Origin of the sequence: Siccibacter colletis, from assembly GCF_025914095.1 — a bacterium.
Classification (GTDB): Bacteria; Pseudomonadota; Gammaproteobacteria; order Enterobacterales; family Enterobacteriaceae; genus Siccibacter; species Siccibacter colletis.
Window position 1 is genome coordinate 1,259,248 of record NZ_CP074352.1, and the last position, 20,511, is coordinate 1,279,758.

The window sequence follows — 20,511 nt, forward strand, 5'->3', positions numbered from 1 at the left end:
GAGTGACGGATGGATTACCGCTCAATCATTAAAGAAATCGGCCGCGGCAAGAACCATGCCCGGGATCTGGATATCGACACAGCGCGCGCGCTCTATACCCATATGCTGAACGGCGAGGTGCCGGAGCTGGAGCTGGGCGGCGTGCTGATTGCGCTGCGCATCAAAGGGGAAGGGGAAGCAGAGCTGCGCGGCTTTTACGAGGCGATGCAGCAGCAGACCGTGCGCCTGACGCCGCCGCCGGGCAAACCGATGCCGATCGTCATTCCCACCTACAACGGAGCGCGTAAGCAGGCCAACCTGACGCCGCTGCTGGCGCTGTTGCTCAACCGCCTCGGTTTTCCGGTGCTGGTGCACGGGGTCAGCCATGACGGCACCCGGGTGATCAGCGAAACCGTATTCACGCTGATGGGCATCCACCCGACGCTGCACGCCGGTCAGGCGCAGGCCCAGCTGGAGGGCCATCATCCGGTCTATATGCCGGTCAGCGCGCTCTGCCCGCCGCTGGAGCAGCAACTCGATCTGCGCTGGCGGATGGGCGTACGTAACAGTGCGCATACCCTGGCCAAGCTGGCAACGCCGTTTGCCGAGGACGCCGCGCTGCGTCTCTCCAGCGTTTCGCACCCGGAGTACGTGACCAAAGTGGGCGGCTTCTTCCAGACCATCGGCGGGCGAGCGCTGCTGATGCACGGCACGGAGGGGGAGGTATACGCCAACCCGCAGCGCTGCCCGCAAATCAATCTGATTGATGAGCAGGGCATACGCGTGCTGTATGAGCGTCAGGCCGAGGCGGCACCCACCACCGTGCTACCGGCGTCAAAAGAGGCTGACGTCACGGCGCGCTGGACCGAACGCTGCCTTACCGGGCGCGAACCGCTGCCGGTGTCGCTGAAAATCGAGCTGGCCTGCTGCCTGGTGGCAACGGGGCGGGCGACGACGCTTGAAGACGCGCTGGAGCAGGTGGCGCAGACGTACTGAGCAGAGACGAAAAAAAGCCCGCGTGGCAGCGGGCAAAAATGAGGGTCAATCTAAATAAAGCAGAGTCAGAGAGGGTAAGGCATAAATCAGTTGTAGATCACCGCGGTGCCGCTCACTTTGTTGTGGCTCATCGCTGAAGTGATGCTGTAGGCTTTGGCGCCTGCTGCGTCGGCTTTGGCAGCCAGTTCCGCTTCCAGACCTTCCAGGGTGCTTGCGCCCTGCGCCGATACCACACCCACTTTGTTCAGGTTCTGCGCATCAGCGTTGCTGATGAGGTCGGCTGCGCTGGCAGCAAAAGAGAACGCAGACAGTGTGAGAGCGGCAATAGCATATTTAACGGTTTTCATGGGTGTAATCTCGCAGGTTATTCTGTTTGGGTGACGTTGTTCCGTCGATGTGATTATTGTCACACTCCTGAGCAGAATATAAAATCGAGAAGAATTGACAGCCTTATTCTAAAAATTTGAATGAAATATAAGAAATTGAAAATCAACGGTAAAAGCGTTACCCGCTACGCTTCTTTACCGGAGCTTACGTCGGCCAGTGGGAAGGGCACAATCGGACACGCTGAACCGAAAAAATCGTGCGCAAGGGAGAAAACGCAGCACAACGTGCTGCGTTAGCGGAGCTGGCTGTCTTTCGAGCCGCGGCGGTTGTAGGGGGAGAAGCGGGCGCGGTGCGCATCCTCTTTTTGCTGGCAGTTAACGCACAGGTGTACGCCGGGTATCGCCTTGCGACGCGCCTCGGGGATTGGCTCATCGCACATCTCACAGAACTCAAGGCTTTCACCCGTCGGTAGCTCGCGGCGCGCCCGCGCGACGGCATCATCTACGGTGCTGTCGATCTGATCCTGTACCGCACCGTCATTTGCCCAACCTGAAGCCATAGGACCTCCTGCATGGTTAAACACAGGGGTAATTATAGCAAAAAAGCGTGATTTCTGCCGGGAAAGGCCCGCCGCAGCGGGCCTGGAGGGCGTTAACGGGCGTCCGGGCGCACCAGATCGAAACGCTGCGCCTCGTCGATGGCGTAGTAGGCGCTGGGGCCGCCAGCACGCAGCACCGGCTGGGCTTTGGCGGTCTGATAAATACCGTTTTCCAGCAGGGTTTCATCAATATGCACGGCCACCACTTCGCCCAGCACCAGCCAGCTGTCGATAAGCGAGCCGTCGGCGCTGGTCAGCTGAATGCACTGTGACAGGCGGCACTCGAAGTTCACCGGGCTTTCAGCAACCAGCGGCGCAGCGACCTGACGACCGGCAACCGGCGTCAGCCCGGCGCGGGCGAACTCGTCTTCACCGTGCGGCAGCGAGGCGGAGGTTTCGTTCATCTGCACCGCCAGATCGCGGGTGGTCAGGTTCCAGACAAACTCTTTACTGGCCACGATATTACTGACGCTGTCTTTCCAGCCGCTGCTGGCAAAACCAATAATCGGTGGGCGATAGTTAAAGCAGTTGAAGAAGCTGTAGGGTGCCAGATTGCGGCGGCCTTCAGCGTCCAGCGAGGAGATCCAGCCGATCGGACGCGGCCCGACGATGGCGTTCAACGGATCGTGCGGCAGGCCATGCCCCTGCTGCGGCTCGTAGTAGTAGCGTTTTGCTGTCATATTCCACCTGATTAACCTCAAAAGGGCATCTTACCCGACGGCAAAAGTTTCCGTCAGTTATTTACCCCACCGCAGGCAGCGGGTATCTTACGCGCCGACTTACAGGAGAATCATCATGACGCGCCAGAAAGGGGAACTGCATCCCCGCAACCGCCACCGCAGCCGCTACGATCTTGCGGCGTTAACCCGTGACTGTCCGGCGCTGGCCGGGTTTATTATCCAGTCGCCGCGCGGCGAGGACACCATCGACTTCGCCAACCCGCAGGCGGTGAAAACCCTCAATCAGGCGCTGCTGGCGCACTTCTACGGCGTGGCGCAGTGGGATATTCCCGACGGCTTCCTCTGCCCGCCGGTTCCGGGACGCGCAGACTACGTGCACCACCTGGCCGATCTGCTGGCAGAAAACCATCAGGGCGCAGTACCGCGCGGTGCCAGCGTGCTGGATATCGGAGTGGGTGCCAACTGCATCTATCCGCTCATCGGTCATCACGACTACGGCTGGCGTTTCACCGGCAGCGAAGTGAACGCCGACGCGCTGAAAAGTGCGAATGCGATTATCGACGCGAACAAGCTGCAGGCGCGTATTCGCCTGCGCCGCCAGAAAACCCCTGGCGCCATCTTCACCGGCATCATTCATAAAAACGAGCAGTACGACGCCACGATGTGCAACCCGCCGTTCCACGACTCTGCCGCAGGGGCGCAGGCGGGCAACGAGCGCAAGCGCCGTAACCTCGGACTGGAAGATAAGCCGCAGCTTAACTTTGGCGGACAGCAGGATGAGCTGTGGTGCGAAGGCGGAGAAGTGGCGTTCATCACCCGGATGATTGAAGAAAGTAAATCTTTTGCCCGCCAGGTGATGTGGTTTACCTCGCTGGTGTCGCGTGGGGATAATCTGCCGGCGCTCTACCGGGCGCTGGAGCAGGCCGGTGCCGTGCAGGTGGTAAAGAAAGAGATGAGCCAGGGTCAGAAGCAGAGCCGCTTCATCGCCTGGACTTTCCTCGATGCGACTGCGCGCCAGCGTTGGGCGCAGCGTAACAAAGCGTAATTACACCGTCGGGTTGGCAGGCGGCAGTGCGCCGCCCGCCGCCGCGTTCATCTGCGTCGCCTCTGCCCCCGGCTGCATCACCTGCACGGTCTGCACCGGCGGGCGGATATCTGCCAGATCGAAGTGTTTCTTCACCATCGCATCCAGGGCAAAGCGCACCGTCCACTGCTTCAGCGGCTGGGTGGTAAAGGTGACGCGCAGGGTGAACGAGGTGTTGGTCAGCCCGACGATGCCCGCAAAGTTTGGTTCGCCGATCACCAGTATGCGAATATCCTCCCGGGTCATCAGCTCCTCTACCGCATCGCGCAGCGCCTGATTGGCTTTGGTTTCATCTTCCCGCCGATCCACTTCGTAGTTCGCCACGAACGATCCGATACCGCGCATGAAGTTAGCGAAGGTGGTGATGGATGACCAGGGAATGATGTGATACGCCCCGGTATCCTGCCGCACCCCCACCGAACGAATCGACATCCGCTCCACCGTGCCGGTCAGCGGGCCGATGGTGACCAGATCGCCGGTGTTCATTCCGTTTTCAAACTGAATAAACACCCCGGTGATAATGTCCTTTACCAGCGTCTGGGAGCCGAACGAGATCGCCAGCCCCAGCGCACCGGCACCCGCCAGCAGCGGGGCGATATTCACGCCAATCTCCGACAGCACAATCATCACCGTAATGGTGCTGATGATCACCGCCAGCGCGTTGCGGAACAGCGTCAGCAGCGTGCGGGTACGAGCGCTCGGCAGCGGTCGGCCGTGGATGTCAGAGGCGAGGCGGCTCTCAATCAGGCTCGCCAGCAGGGTCCAGCCGACGGCGGAGAAGAACAGGATCAGCGAGACGCGGATCAGAATATCTACCGTTTTTTCACCCGCGCCGTTGGTCAGCCACTGCCAGAAATCAAACAGTCCCCAGGCGTTGAGCAGCAGCATGATCGCCACGCACACCGTGAGAATGCGCGCCAGCTTCAGCGACATCGACAGCCAGCCGTTTACCCGCTTTTGCAGCTCGGGATAGTTACGCTGCAGCTGAGGCGACAGGGTGATGGTTTTGGCGATCCAGCGCGACAGCAGGCCGGAGAAGAACGCCGCGACGCTGATAATCGCCAGGCTCCTGAGCGAGGCCGCCATCATAAACTTCAGGCTGTTGCCCGGATCGAACAGCGAGAAGAAGAACAGCACGATGAAATAGGCGCAGGCCAGCCAGTGCCAGATCAGCGCAAAGGCGCGGATAAACAGGCTGAAAAAGGCCATTGAGCGGTCGGCCAGCGCGATCAGGTTGTGCTGGATGTGCGCTTTGTTATGGAAAATCAGGTACAGCGCCCAGACGGTGATGCTGAGCATAATGACGACGTTCGCCAGAGCACCGATCTGCACGTTAACCTGGTTGGAAATAATCGGCACCGCGACCAGCAGGCCATAGCCAATCAGGCTGCTCAGGCCGCTTAAGCGGGTGTTCCAGTAGCGGGCGCTGGCGTCACTCACCGGGAACGGGCGCAGGGACGGCACGCGTGGGCAGAATATCAGGCGCAGGATGGCTTTGAAGAACTCAATCAGCGCAAAGGCGTTGAGGAACAGCCCCTGCTGACGGGCAATGGTTCTGCTGCCCGCATTCATCACGTCAATCAGTACCTGGCCGACGGTGAGCGCCAGCGAGAGCAGCAGCAGGTCAATAACAAACGCCGCGACGATCATCGCCGGGAGATGCAGCCAGCTGGAGCGCGCCTTGTTCTTTTTTCGCCCCCACTCACCCATTTTGCGATACAGCGGGATCGCCCCGGCGCGCAACACCCAGTAAAACACGAATACCGCGCCGGCCAGCATGGCGAAGTGGGTGAAAGCATTGAAGAAGGTCTGCTGGTTGAAAGGTTTGTGCGAGGCGGTGGAGATATTGCGATACAGCTGGGCAAAACGTGAGGCCAGCTCGCCGCCGTACTCGCGCCCCAGTGCGGTGACGTTCTCCAGCACCGTAGTCTCTTCCTGCGCCTCCTCCACCGGAGTGATGGCCGGAACCGGCTCGGCGTCCGGGGTGGCGGCCACTTTGCGCAGCTGGTCAATCAGCTCGGTACGCGACTGCTCGTTTTCCAGCACGTTGGCCAGCGCCGCATACGCGGCCTTTTTTTCCTCGAGCGTGGGTTCGGCAGCGGGGGCGCTGTCTGCGCTGGCAGTGCTGGTGGTAGTGGTTGCCGCGGCAGCGGCAGCAGGTGAGACGGCGGCCTGAACGGGGGCAAGAAACAGGCTACACAGCAGCAGAATGATCCACGGCACGGGCTCCTCCGGATTGAGAACGTCAGCGAAGGGGTAAGTATAGCCGCTGGGCTGAAGGCGTCTGAAAAGAGGGAGTTTTCCGGTGCGGTTGAGCAAAAAAAAGCCCCTCGCAAGGGGCTTATCGTGACGCGCTGACTCAGGAAACGTGCTGCAGAAACTCCTGCAGGCGCTGGCTCGGCGGGTTCGCGATCAGCGTCTGCGGGTTACCGTCTTCAGCGATACGGCCTTTGTCGATGAAGATCAGGCGCGAGGCCACTTTCTCGGCAAAGCCAATCTCGTGGGTAACGATGACCATCGTCATCCCTTCCTCGGCCAGGTCCTGCATCACCTTCAGTACTTCGTGGCGCAATTCGGGGTCGAGGGCGGAGGTTGGCTCGTCGAACAGCATCATCTTCGGCTTCACTGCCAGCGCGCGGGCAATGGCGACGCGCTGCTGCTGGCCACCGGAGAGCTCGGACGGATAGTGATGCGCACGCTCAGCGAGGCCCACTTTTGCCAGCAGCGATTTCGCCAGCGCTTCCGCTTCGGCTTTCTTAGCTCCGCGCACGCGGGTGGGGCCGAACATCACGTTTTCCAGCGCCGTCAGGTGCGGGAACAGATAGAACTGCTGGAACACCATGCCGGCTTCCTGACGGATCAGGCGCTCGTCCACTTTCGGGTCGTTGACCTTGAGGCCATCGACGACCAGATCGCCGCTGGTGATCTCTTCGAGCTTGTTGATGCAGCGCAGCAGCGTGGATTTACCGGAGCCGGACGGCCCGATAATCACGACCACTTCACCCTGCTTAATGTTCAGGTCGATGTTGTGCAGCACCTGGGTCGGACCGAAGTGCTTGGAGACATTTTTAAATTCAATCACAGGATTTTCATCCTTCTTTCAATAAGGCGCAGAACAAAGCTCAGAACCAGGGTAATGATGAGGTAGAACACCGCAACGGCGCTCCAGATTTCCAGCGCGCGGAAGTTACCGGCGATGATCTCCTGGCCCTGACGGGTCAGCTCGGCTACGCCGATAACGATAAACAGCGAGGTGTCCTTGATGCTGATGATCCACTGGTTACCCAGCGGCGGCAGCATACGGCGCAGCGCCAGCGGCAGGATCACGTGACGGATGGTGTCCATGCGCGATAAACCCAGCGCCAGACCCGCTTCGCGGAACCCTTTGTGAATCGACAGCACCGCGCCGCGGGTGATTTCAGCGATATAAGCACCGGAGTTGATCATGATGGTCACTACCGCCGCAGAGAACGGGTCGATGCGCAGATCGTTGAATGCCATCGGCAGGGCGAAGTAGATAAACATCACCTGTACCACAATCGGCGTACCGCGGATCACTTCGATAAATACGAGGGCGATGTGGTTGGCGATCCAGCCGCCAAAGCTGCGGGCGAAACCGGCGATGAGGCCGATGACCAGGCCGCCAACCAGACCGAGGACCGAAATCCACAGAGTCATTTTGGCGCCTTCAATTAAAAGCGGAATGGCGGGCCAGATGGCACTCCAGTCAAACTGCATGATGATTTCCTGTATACCGTGGTTGAAACATAAAAGCAGGGGCAGAGCGCCCCCGAGAAGAAGGGCGTCAGGCGTGCCAGCCAGCCGCGCCTGAAACACCCTTCAAAAAAGAACTGTCATTATTTAGGTTCGGTTCCGAACCATTTTTTGTAGATTTCGTTGTAGGTGCCGTTCTCTTTCAGCGTTTTCAGCGCGCCGTTCACTTTTTCACGCAGATCGTCGCTGCCTTTCGGGAAGGCAATGCCGTACTGCTGGGCTTCCAGAGAATCGCCTACCGCTTTGAACTGGCCTTTACCTGCGGTTTTGATGAAGTACAGGATGTTTGGCGTGTCGTGCAGTACCGCGTCTGCGCGGTTAGTGCCAAGTTCCATATAGGCGTTATCGATGTTCGGGAACTGACGCAGGTCTTTGGTTTTGATGTTGGCTTTCGCGTAATCCACGGAGCCGGTGCCGCCTTTAACTGCCACCACTTTGCCGTCGAGATCTTTTACGCTTTTAACGTCGTTGTTGTTGGCTTTCACCATCACCAGCAGGCCGCTTTTGTAGTAGCCGTCGGAGAAGTCGATCGCTTTTTTACGTTCGTCGGTGATGGTAATTCCCGCCAGCGCCAGGTCTACGTTTTTGGTCTGCAGCGCCGGGATAATGCCGCTGAAATCCATCGGCTTCAGGGTGTAATCCAGCTTCAGCTCTTTGGCGACAGCGGCCCACAGGTCAATGTCGAAACCAACGTATTTACCATCCTGCTTGAATTCAAAAGGGACGAACGCGGTATCGGTTGCAACGATCAGTTTCTTATCGGCTGCCTGAGAGGAAACCGCAAAAGCCAGCGTCAGCGCGGCCAGGGAAACTTTAAAAATCGACTTCATAGCATTTCCTTTTTTAATCCACGGGGCTATCCCCAGCGGGAACGCAACGTAGCATGAAAAAAACGTGCCAGTTTTACAACTTGCTGTTTTTGCTAAGGGAGCATTTTGTAACATTGCACAATGGCGGTTGCAAGTCAGGCGCATTGCACCAGAGTGGTGCGCTATTTTGGTGCAGGAAAGGCATTGACAACCGCTGAGATCGTTTTTACGCAGAATATGCTGCAAAAACAATCTTTCTTTAACGGTTGTGTGAAGTGATTATTACAAGCTGGTAACGAAAACGGGAGTATGACCGGGGAAGCATGCGCTATGGTGGTGCAACGATCCCCCTCCGGGCGGAGGGGGAAGAACAATTCTGCGAAAATTATTCGATGTTAGACTCGATAAACCACAGGAATTTGTCCAGATCGCGGGATGCAGCGGTAAAGATATCCGCGGTGTCTTCATCCTGCGCTTCGCTCACTGCTTTACGCACGTCGTTCGCCACAACCGCATAGCGGTCGGCCAGTTCTTTCAGGTGATCCTGAACGGTGTGGATATCCAGCGGGTAGCTTTTCAGCGCGGTTTTGCTGTTCACTACCTGGGTGGTACCCAGTGCAACGCCACCCAGCTGTACGGCACGTTCGGCCATGGTATCCAGGTGATCGGTCAGAGCAGTACGGAAGCCATCGAGCATTTCATGAACACCAATGAAGTTCGCACCGCGCATATTCCAGTGGGCTTGCTTAGTGATAAGAGACAGGTCAATAAACTGAACAACCTGACGGTTCAGCAACTCAATGGTCGCTTTCTTATCGGCATCAGCCACATCGTTACGGGTATAAAGCAGATCGGATGCTTTTGATTTTACCAGTTTAGCGGTACTCATAATCTCATATCCTCTTGATGTTAGTGTCCCAATCAATTACCGGAAATAAGTATAGCACCGGATATGGCGCGTGCCGGGTTGGTATTGCCTATCGGATAAATAGCGAAGCGCGCGCCTCTTGTGAGGTTTTTCTATTGACATCAGCAACATAACTTATGATTGCAGCGTTTCGGGGTGTAAAACGAGAAATAGTTCTTTCGGTGCATAGTTATTCGTATAGTCAGCGCGTATTTGCGCTCAGGTGCATATTGCGCGCAAAAATATGCCTTATTTTTACCGTCTGGCTTATTCGGATTAATACGCAAAAAATAACCGGGCTGATTCTATAACAATTTGTTTCCGGCACCGGATTCGGGGTGCCGGACGCAAGATTATTTATCGATATCGACGCGGGTAATCTGCGCTTCGCGCCGCAGCGTTAAGGTTGACCCCATCGAGGCGGCAATAATGGAGAGCAGCGCCAGCCACTGCACCAGGCTCAGGGTTTCATTCAGGAACAGCATACCCGACACGGCCGCCAGCGCCGGCTCCATACTCATCAGCGTGCCGAAGGTGCGGGTGGGCATGCGGGTGAGCGCTATCATCTCCAGCGAATAGGGCAGGGCGGTAGAGAGAATGGCGATACCGAGGCCCAGCGGCAGAATTGACCAGTGCCATAGCGCCTCGCCGGCCTGAACCGCACCGAGCGGAACAAAAATCACGGCGGCAATCAGTGAACCCAGCGCCACCGTGGCCGGGCCATGATCGGCCCCGGCGCGCTGGCCGGTAATAATGTAGAGCGCCCAGCAGGCACCGGCTCCCAGCGCGCAGGCCGCGCCGGTTAAATCAACATGCGCCACGTCTTTACCGAGCGGCAGCAGGAACCACAGGCCCAGCACCGCCAGCAGCACCCAGACGAAATCCACCGCGCGGCGCGAGCCAAACAGCGCCACCGCCAGCGGGCCGGTAAACTCCAGGGCAACAGCAATTCCCAACGGCACGGTCTGGATCGATAAGTAGAACAGATAGTTCATCGCCCCGAGCGACAGCCCGTACATCAACAGCGGCACGCGCTGCGCCCGGGTAAAACGCAGACGCCAGGGTTTAAACACCACCGCGAGGATCAGCGTCCCCAGCGCCAGACGCAATGCCGTTACGCCTGGCGCACCCACGAGCGGAAACAGCGATTTAGCGAGGGAGGCGCCGCTCTGAATGGAGGTCATGGCGATGAGAAGAATCACTACGGGCAGCCAGACCGGCGTCTGACGAGATAAAACGGGCATTACGCATCCTTTCTTTTCTTTACGGAGTTAACACGGCAGTAACCGCCGGGACGGCATATGATTCGTTGCGTCCGTTGATGAAGCATTGAAAAAAGTGTGGCGGAAGGTCTTACAATACCAGCATTACTGTTATTCAGGCAGTATCCGGATTAGGAATTATCTGGATAGATGAACCTGAGATTGCAGTAGATAATCTGGCGGATTTACGAATTTATGCTTTACTTTTAACGGGATATAACGAAATGGAAATGTTTTGTTACAGCAAAAGACCCGTTAGACAACGTGAATCACAAAGAGTTTCTTCCGGGGTTTTGATATATTTAAAACTTAGGACTTAGTTGAAGCACATTTGAGGTGGTTATGAAAAAAATTGCATGTCTTTCAGCACTGGCAGCCGTACTGGCTGTTTCCGCAGGTACTGCAGTAGCAGCTACTTCCACCGTTTCTGGCGGCTACGCGCAGAGCGATTACCAGGGTGTTGCTAACAAAGCTGGCGGTTTCAACCTGAAATACCGCTACGAAGAAGATAACAGCCCGCTGGGCGTAATCGGTTCTTTCACCTACACCCAGAAAACCGACGATCGCTTTGACAGCAGCAACAAGTCTCAGTATTACGGTCTGACTGCAGGTCCGGCTTACCGTCTGAACGACTGGGCAAGCATCTACGGTGTTGTCGGTGTTGGCTACGGCAAATATCAGAGCCATGACTACCCGTACAGCGACACCACCAGCGACTACGGCTTCTCTTACGGTGCGGGTATGCAGTTCAACCCGATCGAGAACGTCGCTCTGGACTTCTCCTACGAGCAGAGCCGCATCCGTAACGTGGACGTTGGCACCTGGATCGCAGGCGTCGGCTACCGCTTCTAATCGCCTCCGCGCGATAATAAAAATCCGCCCTCGGGCGGATTTTTTTTTGCCTGCATTCCTTACCGGGTGCCGACATCAAAAAGATCGCTGCCCAGATGAGTGTAATCGACTTTTTTAAGTTTGAAGCTGGTGATGTACACCGGCCCGGCTTTTTGTTCTGAAGTAAAGCGATAGCGGTTCACGATCTCTTTGGTTTTGATGCCGGTCCACTGGGAGAAGAACATCAGAAAGTCATTGGCCGAGCGGCGAGCTTTTATCCGGCGATGGGTTTTATCGTCGCTGGAGATCACCATAAACGGCACCTGAAAGTTTTGCTGGAACCGATCGTCATGGGCCAGATACTGCACGCGGGTGCCGCGCTCTTTAAACGCCAGACCGTGATCCGAAAAGTATGCCAGCGAAAAACTCTCCCCGGCGCTGCGCAGCTGCTGGTAAAGACGCGCCAGCAGATCGTCCGTCCGGGTCATGGTATGCAGGTAGCACGAGGTCTCTTTCGACTGCACGAAGGTGGTGTATTTTCCCCCCGTGCGGTCGCAGGCCTGCGGATGTGAACCCATCAGATGCAAGACGATCAGCTGCGGCGGGCTACGTTTAGTCGACAGCACCTGCGCCGTCATCTTCAGCAGCGCGTCATCGCTGCTGTTTTTATCCGCTTCGAAATCGCCGCTTTTCAGAAACTGCACTTCGTCAGCGCGCTTCGCGATACTGGCGATGGCGGTGTCGTATTCGCCAATCTGCCCCTGGTTCGAGAACCACCAGGTCTGGAAACCGGCGCGGTTGGCGAGGGTGACAAAATTATCCTGGTACTGCGGCTTATCATCCACCACCCGGTTGAGCGTCAGCCCGAGGGATTTTTGTGTGGAGCCGCTGGCTGCCACGTAATCCATAAACAGCGTGCCGTTAACGCTGCTGGCGAAAGGCGTATTGTTCCAGTGCCCACCAAACGCGCCGAGCGCATCGCGACGCGCGCTCTCGCCGATCACCACCACATAGGTGTGGTAGCGCGGCGCAACGCTTAGCACCTGCCAGGTATCCTTCATCTGTGACAGCTGCGCCATGCGCGCCTGTTCGTCCAGCACCTCGGCGTTATTTACCACCACGTCCTTCACAAAGCGAAACACCGGATAGCCGGTATCCTTCAGCGCGAACACGCCGCCGTGCAGCAGGTTTTGCACCGGGGTAACAAAGCAGGCGGCAACCGCAATCGCGAGGCACAGATGATCGTGCCACTGCCAGCCGCGGGCGGGAGAGGAGCGACGGCGCACGGCGATAATACCCAGCCCGAATATCAGCAGCGATACCAGATAGCTGTACCAGGGAAAAATGGTCAGCAGCTCTTTCGACTCTTCCATATTGGTGGCGTACAGCGCCAGCACGGTATTGAAGTTGGGCGCGCCATAGGCCTGACCGAACGGGAAATAGAGCCCGGCCACCAGTGAGCACAGGGCCAGCAGCGCTTTCTGCCCGCGCGGCGTCACCTGCCAGAGCAGCATCAGGATGGCGCTGAACGCCAGCGCGTAGAGCAGGCTAAACGGATAGCCGAGCGCAAGGTTTATCAGCAGGGCGTGTAAAAAGTAAAAACCGGTCCACGGGGTGAGGGCGAAGCCACGGGCGGCAGAGGTCTCTTTAACCGTTACGTTCATATACCAACATCAGAAAAACGCCATGCGTAAACCCTGGCGTCAAGGGTCACAATCCTGCCTGAAATTCACAGCGAAGAGGAGGGAGGCTCGCATCCGTGCGCCGCAACCTGTGCGGGCTGCGAGAAGATAATGCCGGCCTGGAATAAGGTCAACTGCTGTGTTGCGATGCTTTTGCGAGACGGATTACAAATCCAGCAAAATGAAGAATAAAAGCGGGTGAACGTTGAAATATAAGGAAAGGGAAAACAGAAAAAAGGAAATGAAAAAGTGAACCGCGCGCCATGTGTGATGAAAATTAGCGGCGCGGCTTGTCGTCCTGCTGCGGTTTGCTGCTCAGCATATCGCACAGCATAGTGACCAGGCGTAACCGGACCTGGAACGGGGAGTGGGAAAACACGCGCATACACCTCGTAAACTCGTTCATCGGGGATCTCCTTACTGACAAGGCACCTGCTCAATCCATGAACTGTTGACTGCAATACATACAGATATAGCACAGGCTATATTAGTTAGCTACGGCTATTTCGGAATTTATTTGTGCCGCACCGCGCCTGGTTTACAATGACGCCCCGATGACAATAAGAATCAACGCGCCACGAGATGAGGAAGTGCTATGAGCCGTCAGAAAAAAGTGACGCAGCTGGTCAATGTTGAAGAGCACGTTGAAGGATTTCGTCAGGTTCGCGAAGCGCACCGCCGCGAGCTGATTGATGACTACGTTGAACTGATTTCCGATTTGATCCACGAGTCGGGTGAAGCGCGGCAGGTGGATATGGCGGCACGGCTGGGCGTGTCTCAGCCCACGGTGGCGAAAATGCTCAAGCGGCTGGCGAGCGTCGGGCTTATCGAGCAGATCCCGTGGCGCGGCGTGTTTCTGACCGCCGAAGGCGAGAAGCTGGCCCAGGAGAGTCGCGAACGTCACCAGATTGTTGAAAGTTTCCTGCTGGCGCTGGGCGTCAGCCCGGACACCGCCCGCCGCGATGCCGAAGGTATGGAGCATCACGTCAGCGAAGAGACGCTGGCGCTGTTCCGCCGCTTCAGCGACGAGCACGGGAAGCGTTAATCATGCTGAATCTGCTGCGGCCCTTCCTGCGGGACCGCTTTCTACACCTGCTGTTAATTACCGGCGCGATACTGATGGGTATTGCGCCGTTTCATTTTGCCGATCTGCCCTCCGCTATCGACTGGCACACCATCATTACGCTCGCCGGGCTGATGATGCTCACCAAAGGCATCGAGCTGAGCGGCTGTTTCGACGTGCTGGGGATGCGCATGGTGAAGCGCTTTGCCAGCGAGCGCCAGCTGGCGCTGTTTCTGGTATGCGCCGTAGCGCTGCTCTCGACCTTCCTCACTAACGATGTGGCGCTGTTCATCGTAGTGCCGCTCACCCTGACGTTGAAAAAGCTCTGCGCCATTCCGGTAAGCCGCATCATCATCTTTGAAGCGCTGGCAGTTAACGCCGGGTCGCTGCTGACGCCCATCGGCAATCCGCAAAACATCCTGTTATGGGGCCGCTCCGGCCTGTCGTTCCTCGATTTTACCTGGCAGATGACGCCGCTGGCGCTGGTGCTGTTCGCCAGTCTGCTGGTGGTGTGCTGGTTCAGTTTTACGTCTGCACCGCTGGTCTATCAGGCGCATGAGAAGGCCCATCCCTGGCAGCCGCGCCTGATCTGGTGCAGCCTGGTGCTGTACCTGGTATTTTTAGCCGCGCTGGAGCAGAAGCTGGCGCTGTGGGGGCTGGGTGTGGTGGCGCTGGGCTTTCTGGTGATGGCGCGTCGGGTACTGACCGGCATCGACTGGAGCCTGCTGGCGGTATTTATGGTGATGTTTATCGACGTGCATCTGCTGGTCAGCCTGCCGGCGCTGAATACGCTGCTGACGCCGCTCAGCCAGGCCTCGCAGATGGCGCTGTTTGCCAGCGCGGTGGGCCTGTCGCAGGCGATCAGTAACGTGCCCGCTACCATTCTGCTGCTGAACTACGTGCCGCCTGACCGGCTGCTGGCCTGGGCGGTGAATATCGGCGGTTTCGGGCTGCTGCCCGGCTCGCTGGCAAACCTGATTGCCCTGCGAATGGCGGGCGATCGCCGCATCTGGTGGCGTTTTCACCTTTATTCCCTTCCCATGCTGCTGTGGGCGGCGCTGGTCGGCTTCGGACTGTTCCTTATCAGTTAATGCGCAATTGTCAGTTTTTCCTGGCAAATGTATAGCAACGTCCTAATTTTAGATAACGGTGTCATTGTGACGCCGTTATCTGACAGGAACGTTGCTTATCTATGGCTGAAAATAACTCCACTCCTGACAACGAGCAGGAGAATAACAAGCCGGGCGCCCGTAAGCGCCCCGGTAAAAAACCGCTGATCATTTTAGGTGTGGTCGTGGTGGTGATGATTATCGTCGCCGTGGTGTGGTGGTTTATGACCCGCAATGAAGAAACCACCGACGACGCCTTCACCGATGGCGACGTGGTCACCGTGGCGCCGAAAGTCGCGGGCTACGTCACCGACCTGCGGGTGAAAGACAACCAGCGCGTGAAGAAGGGCGATCTGCTGGTGGTCATCGACCCGCGTGATGCCAGCGCCCAGCGCGATCAGGCCCGGGCGCAGCTTGGCCTTGCCACCGCGCAGCTGCATCAGGCGCAGGCCCAGCTGGCGCTGTCAAAAGTGCAGTACCCGGCCCAGCGCGATGAAGCCCGGGCGCAGGTGCTGAAAGCCCAGGCGGATTACGCCAACGCCCAGGCGCAGTACCGTCGCCAGCGCGGCGTCGATCCGCGCGCCACCACACAGCAAAACATCGATACCGCCAGCGCCCAGCTGCGCAGCGCCGAGGCCCAGCTCGCCAGCGCCAAAGCGCAGCTTGAGGTCGCCGACCAGATCCCGCTGCAAATCCGCCAGCAGGAGACCAACGTCGAAGCGCGTCAGCGTCAGGTTGAGCAGGCTCAGGCCCAGCTGGAGACCGCCGAGCTGAATCTTTCGTATACCGAAGTGCGCGCCCCGTTTGACGGTTTCGTCACGAAGCGCAACGTGCAGCCCGGCACCCTGGTGCAGGCGGGCAGCGCGCTGTTCTCGCTGGTTTCACCGCAGGTGTGGGTAGTGGCGAACTTCAAGGAGTCGCAGCTGGAGCGCATGAAGCCCGGCAACCCGGTGAGTATTAAGGTCGATGCCTGGCCGGACATGGAGCTGTCCGGGCACATCGACAGCATCCAGCAGGGCAGCGGGTCGCGCTTCTCCGCGTTCCCGGCGGAAAACGCCACCGGCAACTTCGTGAAAATTGTGCAGCGCGTGCCGGTGAAAATTGTCATCGATAAGGGGCTGGATGAGAGCCGTCCGTTGCCGCTGGGGTTGTCGGTTGAACCGAAGGTGACGCTCGAATGACCGACGCGCACCATGAAAACTGGCGGCCTGCCAGTAATCCGTGGGCGGTGGCCATTGTGGTCACCCTCGCGGTATTTATGGAGATCCTCGATACCACCATCGTTAACGTTGCCCTGCCGCATGTGGCGGGGTCGCTCTCCTCAAGCTACGACGAATCCACCTGGGTACTGACCAGCTATCTGGTGGCAAACGGCATCGTGCTGCCGATCTCCGCCTTTCTCAGCCGGGTGTTTGGCCGCAAGCAGTTCTTTTTGATCTGCATTGTGATGTTTACCGTCTGCTCCTTCCTGTGCGGCATCGCCACTGAGCTGTGGCAGATGATCCTGTTCCGCATCCTGCAGGGGTTTTTCGGCGGCGGGCTGCAGCCGACCCAGCAGTCGGTATTGCTCGACTACTTCAAACCGGAAGATCGCGGTAAGGCGTTTGGTCTGTCATCTATTGCCATTATCGTCGCGCCGGTGCTCGGCCCGACGTTGGGCGGCTGGATCACCGATAACTACTCCTGGCGCTGGGTGTTTTTCATCAATATCCCGGTGGGCATTGTCACGGTACTGGCGATCTACCAGCTGCTGGAAGATCCGCCCTGGGAGCGCAAATCAAAGGAAAAACTCTCCATCGACTGGAGTGGCATCGGGCTTATCGCCCTCGGGCTGGGCTGCCTGCAGGTAATGCTCGACCGCGGCGAGGATGACGACTGGTTTTACTCGAACTTCATCCGCCTGTTCGCGGTGCTGACGCTGATCGGCATTATCGGCGCCATTTACTGGCTGCTGTACGCCAGAAAGCCGGTGGTGGATCTGCGCTGCATGAAGGATAAAAACTTTGCCGTCTCCAGCCTGTTGATGGCGGGCATGGCGATGATCCTTTACGGCAGCTCGGTAGTGATCCCCCAGCTGGCGCAGCAGGATCTCGGCTACACCGCGACCTGGTCCGGGATGGTGCTGTCCCCGGGGGCGGTGCTGATCGTGCTGACTATCCCGCTGGTGCTGAAACTGATGCCGGTTGTCCAGACGCGCTTTATCATCGCCTTCGGCTTCTTCTGTCTTGCGGCGGCGTTTTTCTGGTCGCGTAACCTGACGCCGGACATCGATTTCGAAACCCTGGTGCTGTTCCGCAGCGCCCAGTCCATCGGCCTCGGTTTCCTGTTCGTGCCGCTGACCACCATCGCTTTTATCACCATCCCGCGCCAGCTTAACGCCGACGCCTCGGCGCTGTTTACCATGTTCCGTAACGTCGCCGGCTCAATTGGCATCTCGCTCTCCACCGCCGCCATCACCGAACGCTCCCAGGCGCACAGCGCGTATCTGAGTACTCACGCGTCGCCGTTTAACGAGCAGTTCCAGCAGGCGATTCGCAGCTCGGCGCAGGCGATCCGCGACTTCACCTCTCAGGTGGGCGACCCAACCAGCATCGCGACCGGGCAGATGTACCAGACGATGATCGAGCAGTCGCGGTTCCTGGCCTACGTGGATGTCTTTACGCTGCTGAGCCTGGTGGCGGTCATCCTTATTCCGTTTTGTTTACTGCTTTCGCCGGTCAAGAGCGAAGGCAGCGCAGGAGCACATTAAATGAAGAGGAGCTTTACGCCCACGCTGACCCTGATTGCGCTGCTCACCGGCTGCGCCGTCGGGCCTGACTACCAGCCCCCGGCACCGCAGACGCCGGGCAGCTGGCACGACAGCGCCGATAATGGCGTCGCGTCGCGCACCCGCAGCGACGCCATCAATCCGCGCTGGTGGACCACCTTTAATTCACCGCAGCTCAACAGCCTGATCGAGCGCGCTATCGCCGGCAATCTGTCGCTGCAACAGACGGTGCTGCGCATTGCGGGCGCACGCGAGCAGATCAATCAGGCGCGGGGCGCTTTCTTCCCGGCGGTGAACGGTAATCTGCAGGCCACCCGCCAGCAGCTCGGCCTGAAAGGGGAGCTGGAATCTCATGATGTTTATGACCAGCTTGACCAGGTTGATCCTGAACTGCGCGGCGCGCTCGGCCCGCTGACCCAGCCGATTAACCTCTATCAGGGCAGCTTTGATGCCCAGTGGGAGCTGGATCTGTGGGGCAAGGTGCGACGTCAGGTGGAAGCCGCCGACGCCCAGCGCCAGGCCGCCATTGAGCAGCGTAATGATGCGCTGGTGTCGCTGGAGGCGGAAGTGGCCCGCGCCTGGCTGCAGCTGCGCGGGGCGCAAAGCATTATCGCGACGCTCAGCGCCCAGATTGCGTCGGCGCAGCAGACGCTGGAACTGACACAGAACCGCCAGCAGGGCGGCCTGTCGCCGCAGCTGGATGTGGAAAATGCCCGGGCGCAGCTGGGGAATCTCGAAGCGCAGCTGCCGCAGTACCAGGCCCAGGAGCGTCAGGCGATGAACGGCCTGGCGATCCTGCTGGGTAAAACCCCCGGCGCACTGGACAGCGAACTGCGCAGCGTTCAGCCGCTGCCAACACTGCCGGACATCGTCGCAACCGGTATTCCCGCCACTCTGGCGCGCCGTCGCCCGGACGTGCGTGAAGCCGAGGCCAACCTGCACGCTGCCACCGCTCAGATTGGCGTGTCGGTGGCGCAGCTGTTCCCGGATCTGACGCTGCGCGGCCAGTTTGGGATGCGCAACAGCGAAGTGGACTGGCTGGATGACTGGAGCAGCCACTTCTATAGCGTGGGTCCCCAGCTGTCGATCCCGATTTTCCAGGGCGGACGGCTGGTCTCCAGCGTGAAAGTGGCGCGGGCGCAGCAGGGCGCGGCGGTGCTGCAATATCGCCAGACGGTACTGACCGCGCTGGGCGATGTGGAGAACGCGCTGGTCAGCTATCGCACCGACCAGCAGCGTGAAGCGGGGCTGGATAAGACCATCGAGGCGCTGCAAACCGCGTTCAACCTTGCAAGCGACAGCTACCGGCAGGGCATGGCAACCTTTATCGATGTGCTGGACGCCCAGCGTCAGCTCTCGCAGGCAGAGCAGCAGCGCGCCCAGGCGCGGGTGCAGAGCAGCCTCGATCTGGTGGCGCTCTACAAGGCGCTCGGCGGCGGCTGGGAGCCATACCAGCAGGTGCGCATGCCGGATTACAGCGTGTTTGGCGATGCGCCGCACGGGTAAGTTTTTCCAGGCATAAAAAAACGGGCGGTGATTTCTCACCGCCCGTTTTTACTGCTGACGACCTGCGCCGCCAGCCTGTGTTAGTTCAGGCGTACCGGCATACCGGAACGGTTCTGCACCGCCTGCTCAACCACGTTCTGATCGACGTCGGTCTGACCGGTGATGGTCTGCACCGCTTTGGTCAGGGTGACCGGCACAATCTCTTTACCGTTGAACTGATCTTCGGTGGTAGAGAGCGGGTTATGCACCTCGATATAGCGGCTGCCGTCCGGCTCGGTAGTGGCTTTCACCGGCTCATCGATAAACTGCACGCGGGTACCAACCGGTACGTTCTGGAACAGGAACTTGATGTCTTCGTTACGCAGACGCACGCAGCCGTGGCTCACGCGCAGGCCGATACCGAAGTTGGCGTTGGTGCCGTGAATAGCATACAGGCGGCCAATGTAGAGCGCGTACAGGCCCATCGGGTTATCCGGACCGGCCGGCACTACCGCTGGCAGCGGTTCGCCCGCGGCCGCGTATTCGGCGTGCATCTTGGCGGTCGGCGTCCAGGTCGGGCCGGCTTTCTTACGCTCAACCTTGGTTACCCAGTTGATCGGCGTGTCTTTGCCGAGCTGGCCGATACCGATAGGCAGCACGATCACCGTGTCGGTGCCTTTCGGGTAGTAGTAAAGGCGCATTTCGGCACTGTTGATCACGATGCCTTCGTGCGGGGTATCCGGCAGGATCAGCTGCTGCGGAATGGTGAGGATGGAGCCAGGCTTCGGCAGGTACGGGTCCACACCCGGGTTGGCTTCCATCATGTTGGACAGCCCCATCTGATACTCAGCGGCGTAGTATTCCAGCGGCTGCGACGCGCCTTCCGGAATGGTGATCACCTGGTTCTGGCCTATCAGACGGCTACCATCTGTCGGCAGGGGATAGGTTACGGCTGAGGCGGTTTTGCAAAAACCAACCACCGCAAATGCTGCCAGTAAAAGAGCGCGTATTTTCATAGTCATTTATGTTTTTAGATTCAGTGTCTGTGCCACACAGACCAGTTGTTGAGTAAAGGGGGTGACAGTCCGGGAGCGCATTATATGTGCATTCCTGAGCGCAGGGAATTCAGATGTGGATGAAATCACAATTTTCCTTCTT

General features: G+C 58.5%; 20 protein-coding genes. 8 read left to right on the forward strand and 12 right to left on the reverse strand.

The window, feature by feature from the left end; translation table 11 throughout:
* Positions 1 to 9: 9 nt before the first annotated feature.
* Positions 10 to 975, forward strand: a complete 966-nt coding sequence (ybiB, locus tag KFZ77_RS06075) for a DNA-binding protein YbiB (RefSeq protein WP_031525070.1) — start codon at positions 10 to 12, stop codon at positions 973 to 975.
* 86 nt (positions 976 to 1,061) lie between these two features.
* Here the strand turns inward: ybiB and ybiJ are convergent, their stop codons facing one another.
* The 3 genes from ybiJ to KFZ77_RS06090 form a co-directional block, all read right to left on the reverse strand.
* Positions 1,062 to 1,322: a DUF1471 family protein YbiJ gene (ybiJ, locus tag KFZ77_RS06080; RefSeq protein WP_031525072.1), complete on the reverse strand. Its 261-nt coding sequence runs from the start codon at positions 1,320 to 1,322 to the stop codon at positions 1,062 to 1,064.
* 272 nt (positions 1,323 to 1,594) lie between these two features.
* A complete protein-coding gene (locus tag KFZ77_RS06085; protein WP_264385729.1) occupies positions 1,595 to 1,861 on the reverse strand; it encodes a DksA/TraR family C4-type zinc finger protein in 267 nt (88 codons plus the stop codon).
* A 92-nt stretch (positions 1,862 to 1,953) separates the two neighbouring features.
* The gene (locus tag KFZ77_RS06090) at positions 1,954 to 2,580 is read right to left on the reverse strand and encodes a flavin reductase family protein (RefSeq protein ID WP_264385730.1); all 627 of its coding nucleotides are present in this window, start codon (positions 2,578 to 2,580) and stop codon (positions 1,954 to 1,956) included.
* Positions 2,581 to 2,695: 115 nt separating this feature from the next.
* Between KFZ77_RS06090 and rlmF the strand changes: the two genes are divergently transcribed.
* Positions 2,696 to 3,625 (forward strand): 23S rRNA (adenine(1618)-N(6))-methyltransferase RlmF, encoded by a 930-nt coding sequence (gene rlmF, locus KFZ77_RS06095; RefSeq protein ID WP_264385731.1) that lies wholly within the window; start codon positions 2,696 to 2,698, stop codon positions 3,623 to 3,625.
* Here the strand turns inward: rlmF and ybiO are convergent, their stop codons facing one another.
* From ybiO to rhtA, 6 genes are all read right to left on the reverse strand, one after another.
* Positions 3,626 to 5,887, reverse strand: coding sequence for a mechanosensitive channel protein (ybiO, locus tag KFZ77_RS06100; RefSeq protein ID WP_264385732.1), 2,262 nt, complete (start codon positions 5,885 to 5,887; stop codon positions 3,626 to 3,628).
* 136 nt (positions 5,888 to 6,023) lie between these two features.
* Positions 6,024 to 6,746 (reverse strand): glutamine ABC transporter ATP-binding protein GlnQ, encoded by a 723-nt coding sequence (gene glnQ, locus KFZ77_RS06105; protein ID WP_031525081.1) that lies wholly within the window; start codon positions 6,744 to 6,746, stop codon positions 6,024 to 6,026.
* A complete protein-coding gene (gene glnP / locus KFZ77_RS06110) occupies positions 6,743 to 7,402 on the reverse strand; it encodes a glutamine ABC transporter permease GlnP (protein WP_031525083.1) in 660 nt (219 codons plus the stop codon). Before glnP ends, glnQ begins: the two co-directional genes overlap by 4 nt.
* A 119-nt stretch (positions 7,403 to 7,521) precedes the next feature.
* A complete protein-coding gene (glnH, locus tag KFZ77_RS06115; RefSeq protein ID WP_264385733.1) occupies positions 7,522 to 8,268 on the reverse strand; it encodes a glutamine ABC transporter substrate-binding protein GlnH in 747 nt (248 codons plus the stop codon).
* 364 nt (positions 8,269 to 8,632) lie between these two features.
* Positions 8,633 to 9,136, reverse strand: coding sequence for a DNA starvation/stationary phase protection protein Dps (gene dps, locus KFZ77_RS06120; protein WP_031525087.1), 504 nt, complete (start codon positions 9,134 to 9,136; stop codon positions 8,633 to 8,635).
* 371 nt (positions 9,137 to 9,507) lie between these two features.
* Positions 9,508 to 10,398 (reverse strand): threonine/homoserine exporter RhtA, encoded by an 891-nt coding sequence (gene rhtA, locus KFZ77_RS06125; RefSeq protein ID WP_264385734.1) that lies wholly within the window; start codon positions 10,396 to 10,398, stop codon positions 9,508 to 9,510.
* 360 nt (positions 10,399 to 10,758) lie between these two features.
* Here rhtA and ompX point away from each other — a divergent pair, with 360 nt between their 5' ends.
* Positions 10,759 to 11,268 (forward strand): outer membrane protein OmpX, encoded by a 510-nt coding sequence (gene ompX, locus KFZ77_RS06130; RefSeq protein WP_031525090.1) that lies wholly within the window; start codon positions 10,759 to 10,761, stop codon positions 11,266 to 11,268.
* Between the two features lie 59 nt (positions 11,269 to 11,327).
* Here ompX and KFZ77_RS06135 read toward each other — a convergent pair whose 3' ends face one another.
* Entirely contained in the window at positions 11,328 to 12,911 is a 1,584-nt protein-coding gene (locus KFZ77_RS06135; protein ID WP_264385735.1) for a phosphoethanolamine transferase, read from the reverse strand.
* 295 nt (positions 12,912 to 13,206) lie between these two features.
* Positions 13,207 to 13,335: a manganase accumulation protein MntS gene (gene mntS, locus KFZ77_RS06140; protein ID WP_035891818.1), complete on the reverse strand. Its 129-nt coding sequence runs from the start codon at positions 13,333 to 13,335 to the stop codon at positions 13,207 to 13,209.
* 189 nt (positions 13,336 to 13,524) lie between these two features.
* Here mntS and mntR point away from each other — a divergent pair, with 189 nt between their 5' ends.
* The 5 genes from mntR to KFZ77_RS06165 all read left to right on the forward strand — a co-directional run bounded on the left by mntR (position 13,525) and on the right by KFZ77_RS06165 (position 19,374).
* On the forward strand, positions 13,525 to 13,974 hold the full coding sequence (gene mntR / locus KFZ77_RS06145; RefSeq protein WP_031525094.1) for a manganese-binding transcriptional regulator MntR: 450 nt from the start codon (positions 13,525 to 13,527) through the stop codon (positions 13,972 to 13,974).
* On the forward strand, positions 13,974 to 15,083 hold the full coding sequence (locus KFZ77_RS06150) for an SLC13 family permease (RefSeq protein ID WP_264386153.1): 1,110 nt from the start codon (positions 13,974 to 13,976) through the stop codon (positions 15,081 to 15,083). The genes mntR and KFZ77_RS06150 overlap by 1 nt, the downstream gene beginning before the upstream one ends.
* Before the next feature lie 101 nt (positions 15,084 to 15,184).
* On the forward strand, positions 15,185 to 16,282 hold the full coding sequence (locus tag KFZ77_RS06155) for an HlyD family secretion protein (protein WP_264385736.1): 1,098 nt from the start codon (positions 15,185 to 15,187) through the stop codon (positions 16,280 to 16,282).
* Positions 16,279 to 17,850 carry a DHA2 family efflux MFS transporter permease subunit gene (locus KFZ77_RS06160; protein ID WP_264385737.1) on the forward strand — a complete coding sequence of 524 codons (1,572 nt, stop codon included), beginning with the start codon at positions 16,279 to 16,281 and terminating at the stop codon, positions 17,848 to 17,850. Before KFZ77_RS06155 ends, KFZ77_RS06160 begins: the two co-directional genes overlap by 4 nt.
* Positions 17,851 to 19,374 (forward strand): efflux transporter outer membrane subunit, encoded by a 1,524-nt coding sequence (locus tag KFZ77_RS06165; RefSeq protein ID WP_264385738.1) that lies wholly within the window; start codon positions 17,851 to 17,853, stop codon positions 19,372 to 19,374.
* 80 nt (positions 19,375 to 19,454) lie between these two features.
* Here KFZ77_RS06165 and ldtB read toward each other — a convergent pair whose 3' ends face one another.
* Positions 19,455 to 20,375 (reverse strand): L,D-transpeptidase, encoded by a 921-nt coding sequence (ldtB, locus tag KFZ77_RS06170; RefSeq protein ID WP_264385739.1) that lies wholly within the window; start codon positions 20,373 to 20,375, stop codon positions 19,455 to 19,457.
* Positions 20,376 to 20,511 lie beyond the last annotated feature (136 nt).

What these genes read in the sequence shown, in the direction of transcription:
- ybiB (WP_031525070.1), top strand. Translation starts at nt 10, where the DNA reads ATGGATTACCGCTCAATCATTAAAGAAATCGGCCGCGGCAAGAACCAT.
- ybiJ (WP_031525072.1), bottom strand. Translation starts at nt 1,322, where the DNA reads ATGAAAACCGTTAAATATGCTATTGCCGCTCTCACACTGTCTGCGTTC.
- KFZ77_RS06085 (WP_264385729.1), bottom strand. Translation starts at nt 1,861, where the DNA reads ATGGCTTCAGGTTGGGCAAATGACGGTGCGGTACAGGATCAGATCGAC.
- KFZ77_RS06090 (WP_264385730.1), bottom strand. Translation starts at nt 2,580, where the DNA reads ATGACAGCAAAACGCTACTACTACGAGCCGCAGCAGGGGCATGGCCTG.
- rlmF (WP_264385731.1), top strand. Translation starts at nt 2,696, where the DNA reads ATGACGCGCCAGAAAGGGGAACTGCATCCCCGCAACCGCCACCGCAGC.
- glnP (WP_031525083.1), bottom strand. Translation starts at nt 7,402, where the DNA reads ATGCAGTTTGACTGGAGTGCCATCTGGCCCGCCATTCCGCTTTTAATT.
- glnH (WP_264385733.1), bottom strand. Translation starts at nt 8,268, where the DNA reads ATGAAGTCGATTTTTAAAGTTTCCCTGGCCGCGCTGACGCTGGCTTTT.
- dps (WP_031525087.1), bottom strand. Translation starts at nt 9,136, where the DNA reads ATGAGTACCGCTAAACTGGTAAAATCAAAAGCATCCGATCTGCTTTAT.
- rhtA (WP_264385734.1), bottom strand. Translation starts at nt 10,398, where the DNA reads ATGCCCGTTTTATCTCGTCAGACGCCGGTCTGGCTGCCCGTAGTGATT.
- ompX (WP_031525090.1), top strand. Translation starts at nt 10,759, where the DNA reads ATGAAAAAAATTGCATGTCTTTCAGCACTGGCAGCCGTACTGGCTGTT.
- KFZ77_RS06135 (WP_264385735.1), bottom strand. Translation starts at nt 12,911, where the DNA reads ATGAACGTAACGGTTAAAGAGACCTCTGCCGCCCGTGGCTTCGCCCTC.
- mntS (WP_035891818.1), bottom strand. Translation starts at nt 13,335, where the DNA reads ATGAACGAGTTTACGAGGTGTATGCGCGTGTTTTCCCACTCCCCGTTC.
- mntR (WP_031525094.1), top strand. Translation starts at nt 13,525, where the DNA reads ATGAGCCGTCAGAAAAAAGTGACGCAGCTGGTCAATGTTGAAGAGCAC.
- KFZ77_RS06155 (WP_264385736.1), top strand. Translation starts at nt 15,185, where the DNA reads ATGGCTGAAAATAACTCCACTCCTGACAACGAGCAGGAGAATAACAAG.
- KFZ77_RS06160 (WP_264385737.1), top strand. Translation starts at nt 16,279, where the DNA reads ATGACCGACGCGCACCATGAAAACTGGCGGCCTGCCAGTAATCCGTGG.
- KFZ77_RS06165 (WP_264385738.1), top strand. Translation starts at nt 17,851, where the DNA reads ATGAAGAGGAGCTTTACGCCCACGCTGACCCTGATTGCGCTGCTCACC.
- ldtB (WP_264385739.1), bottom strand. Translation starts at nt 20,375, where the DNA reads ATGACTATGAAAATACGCGCTCTTTTACTGGCAGCATTTGCGGTGGTT.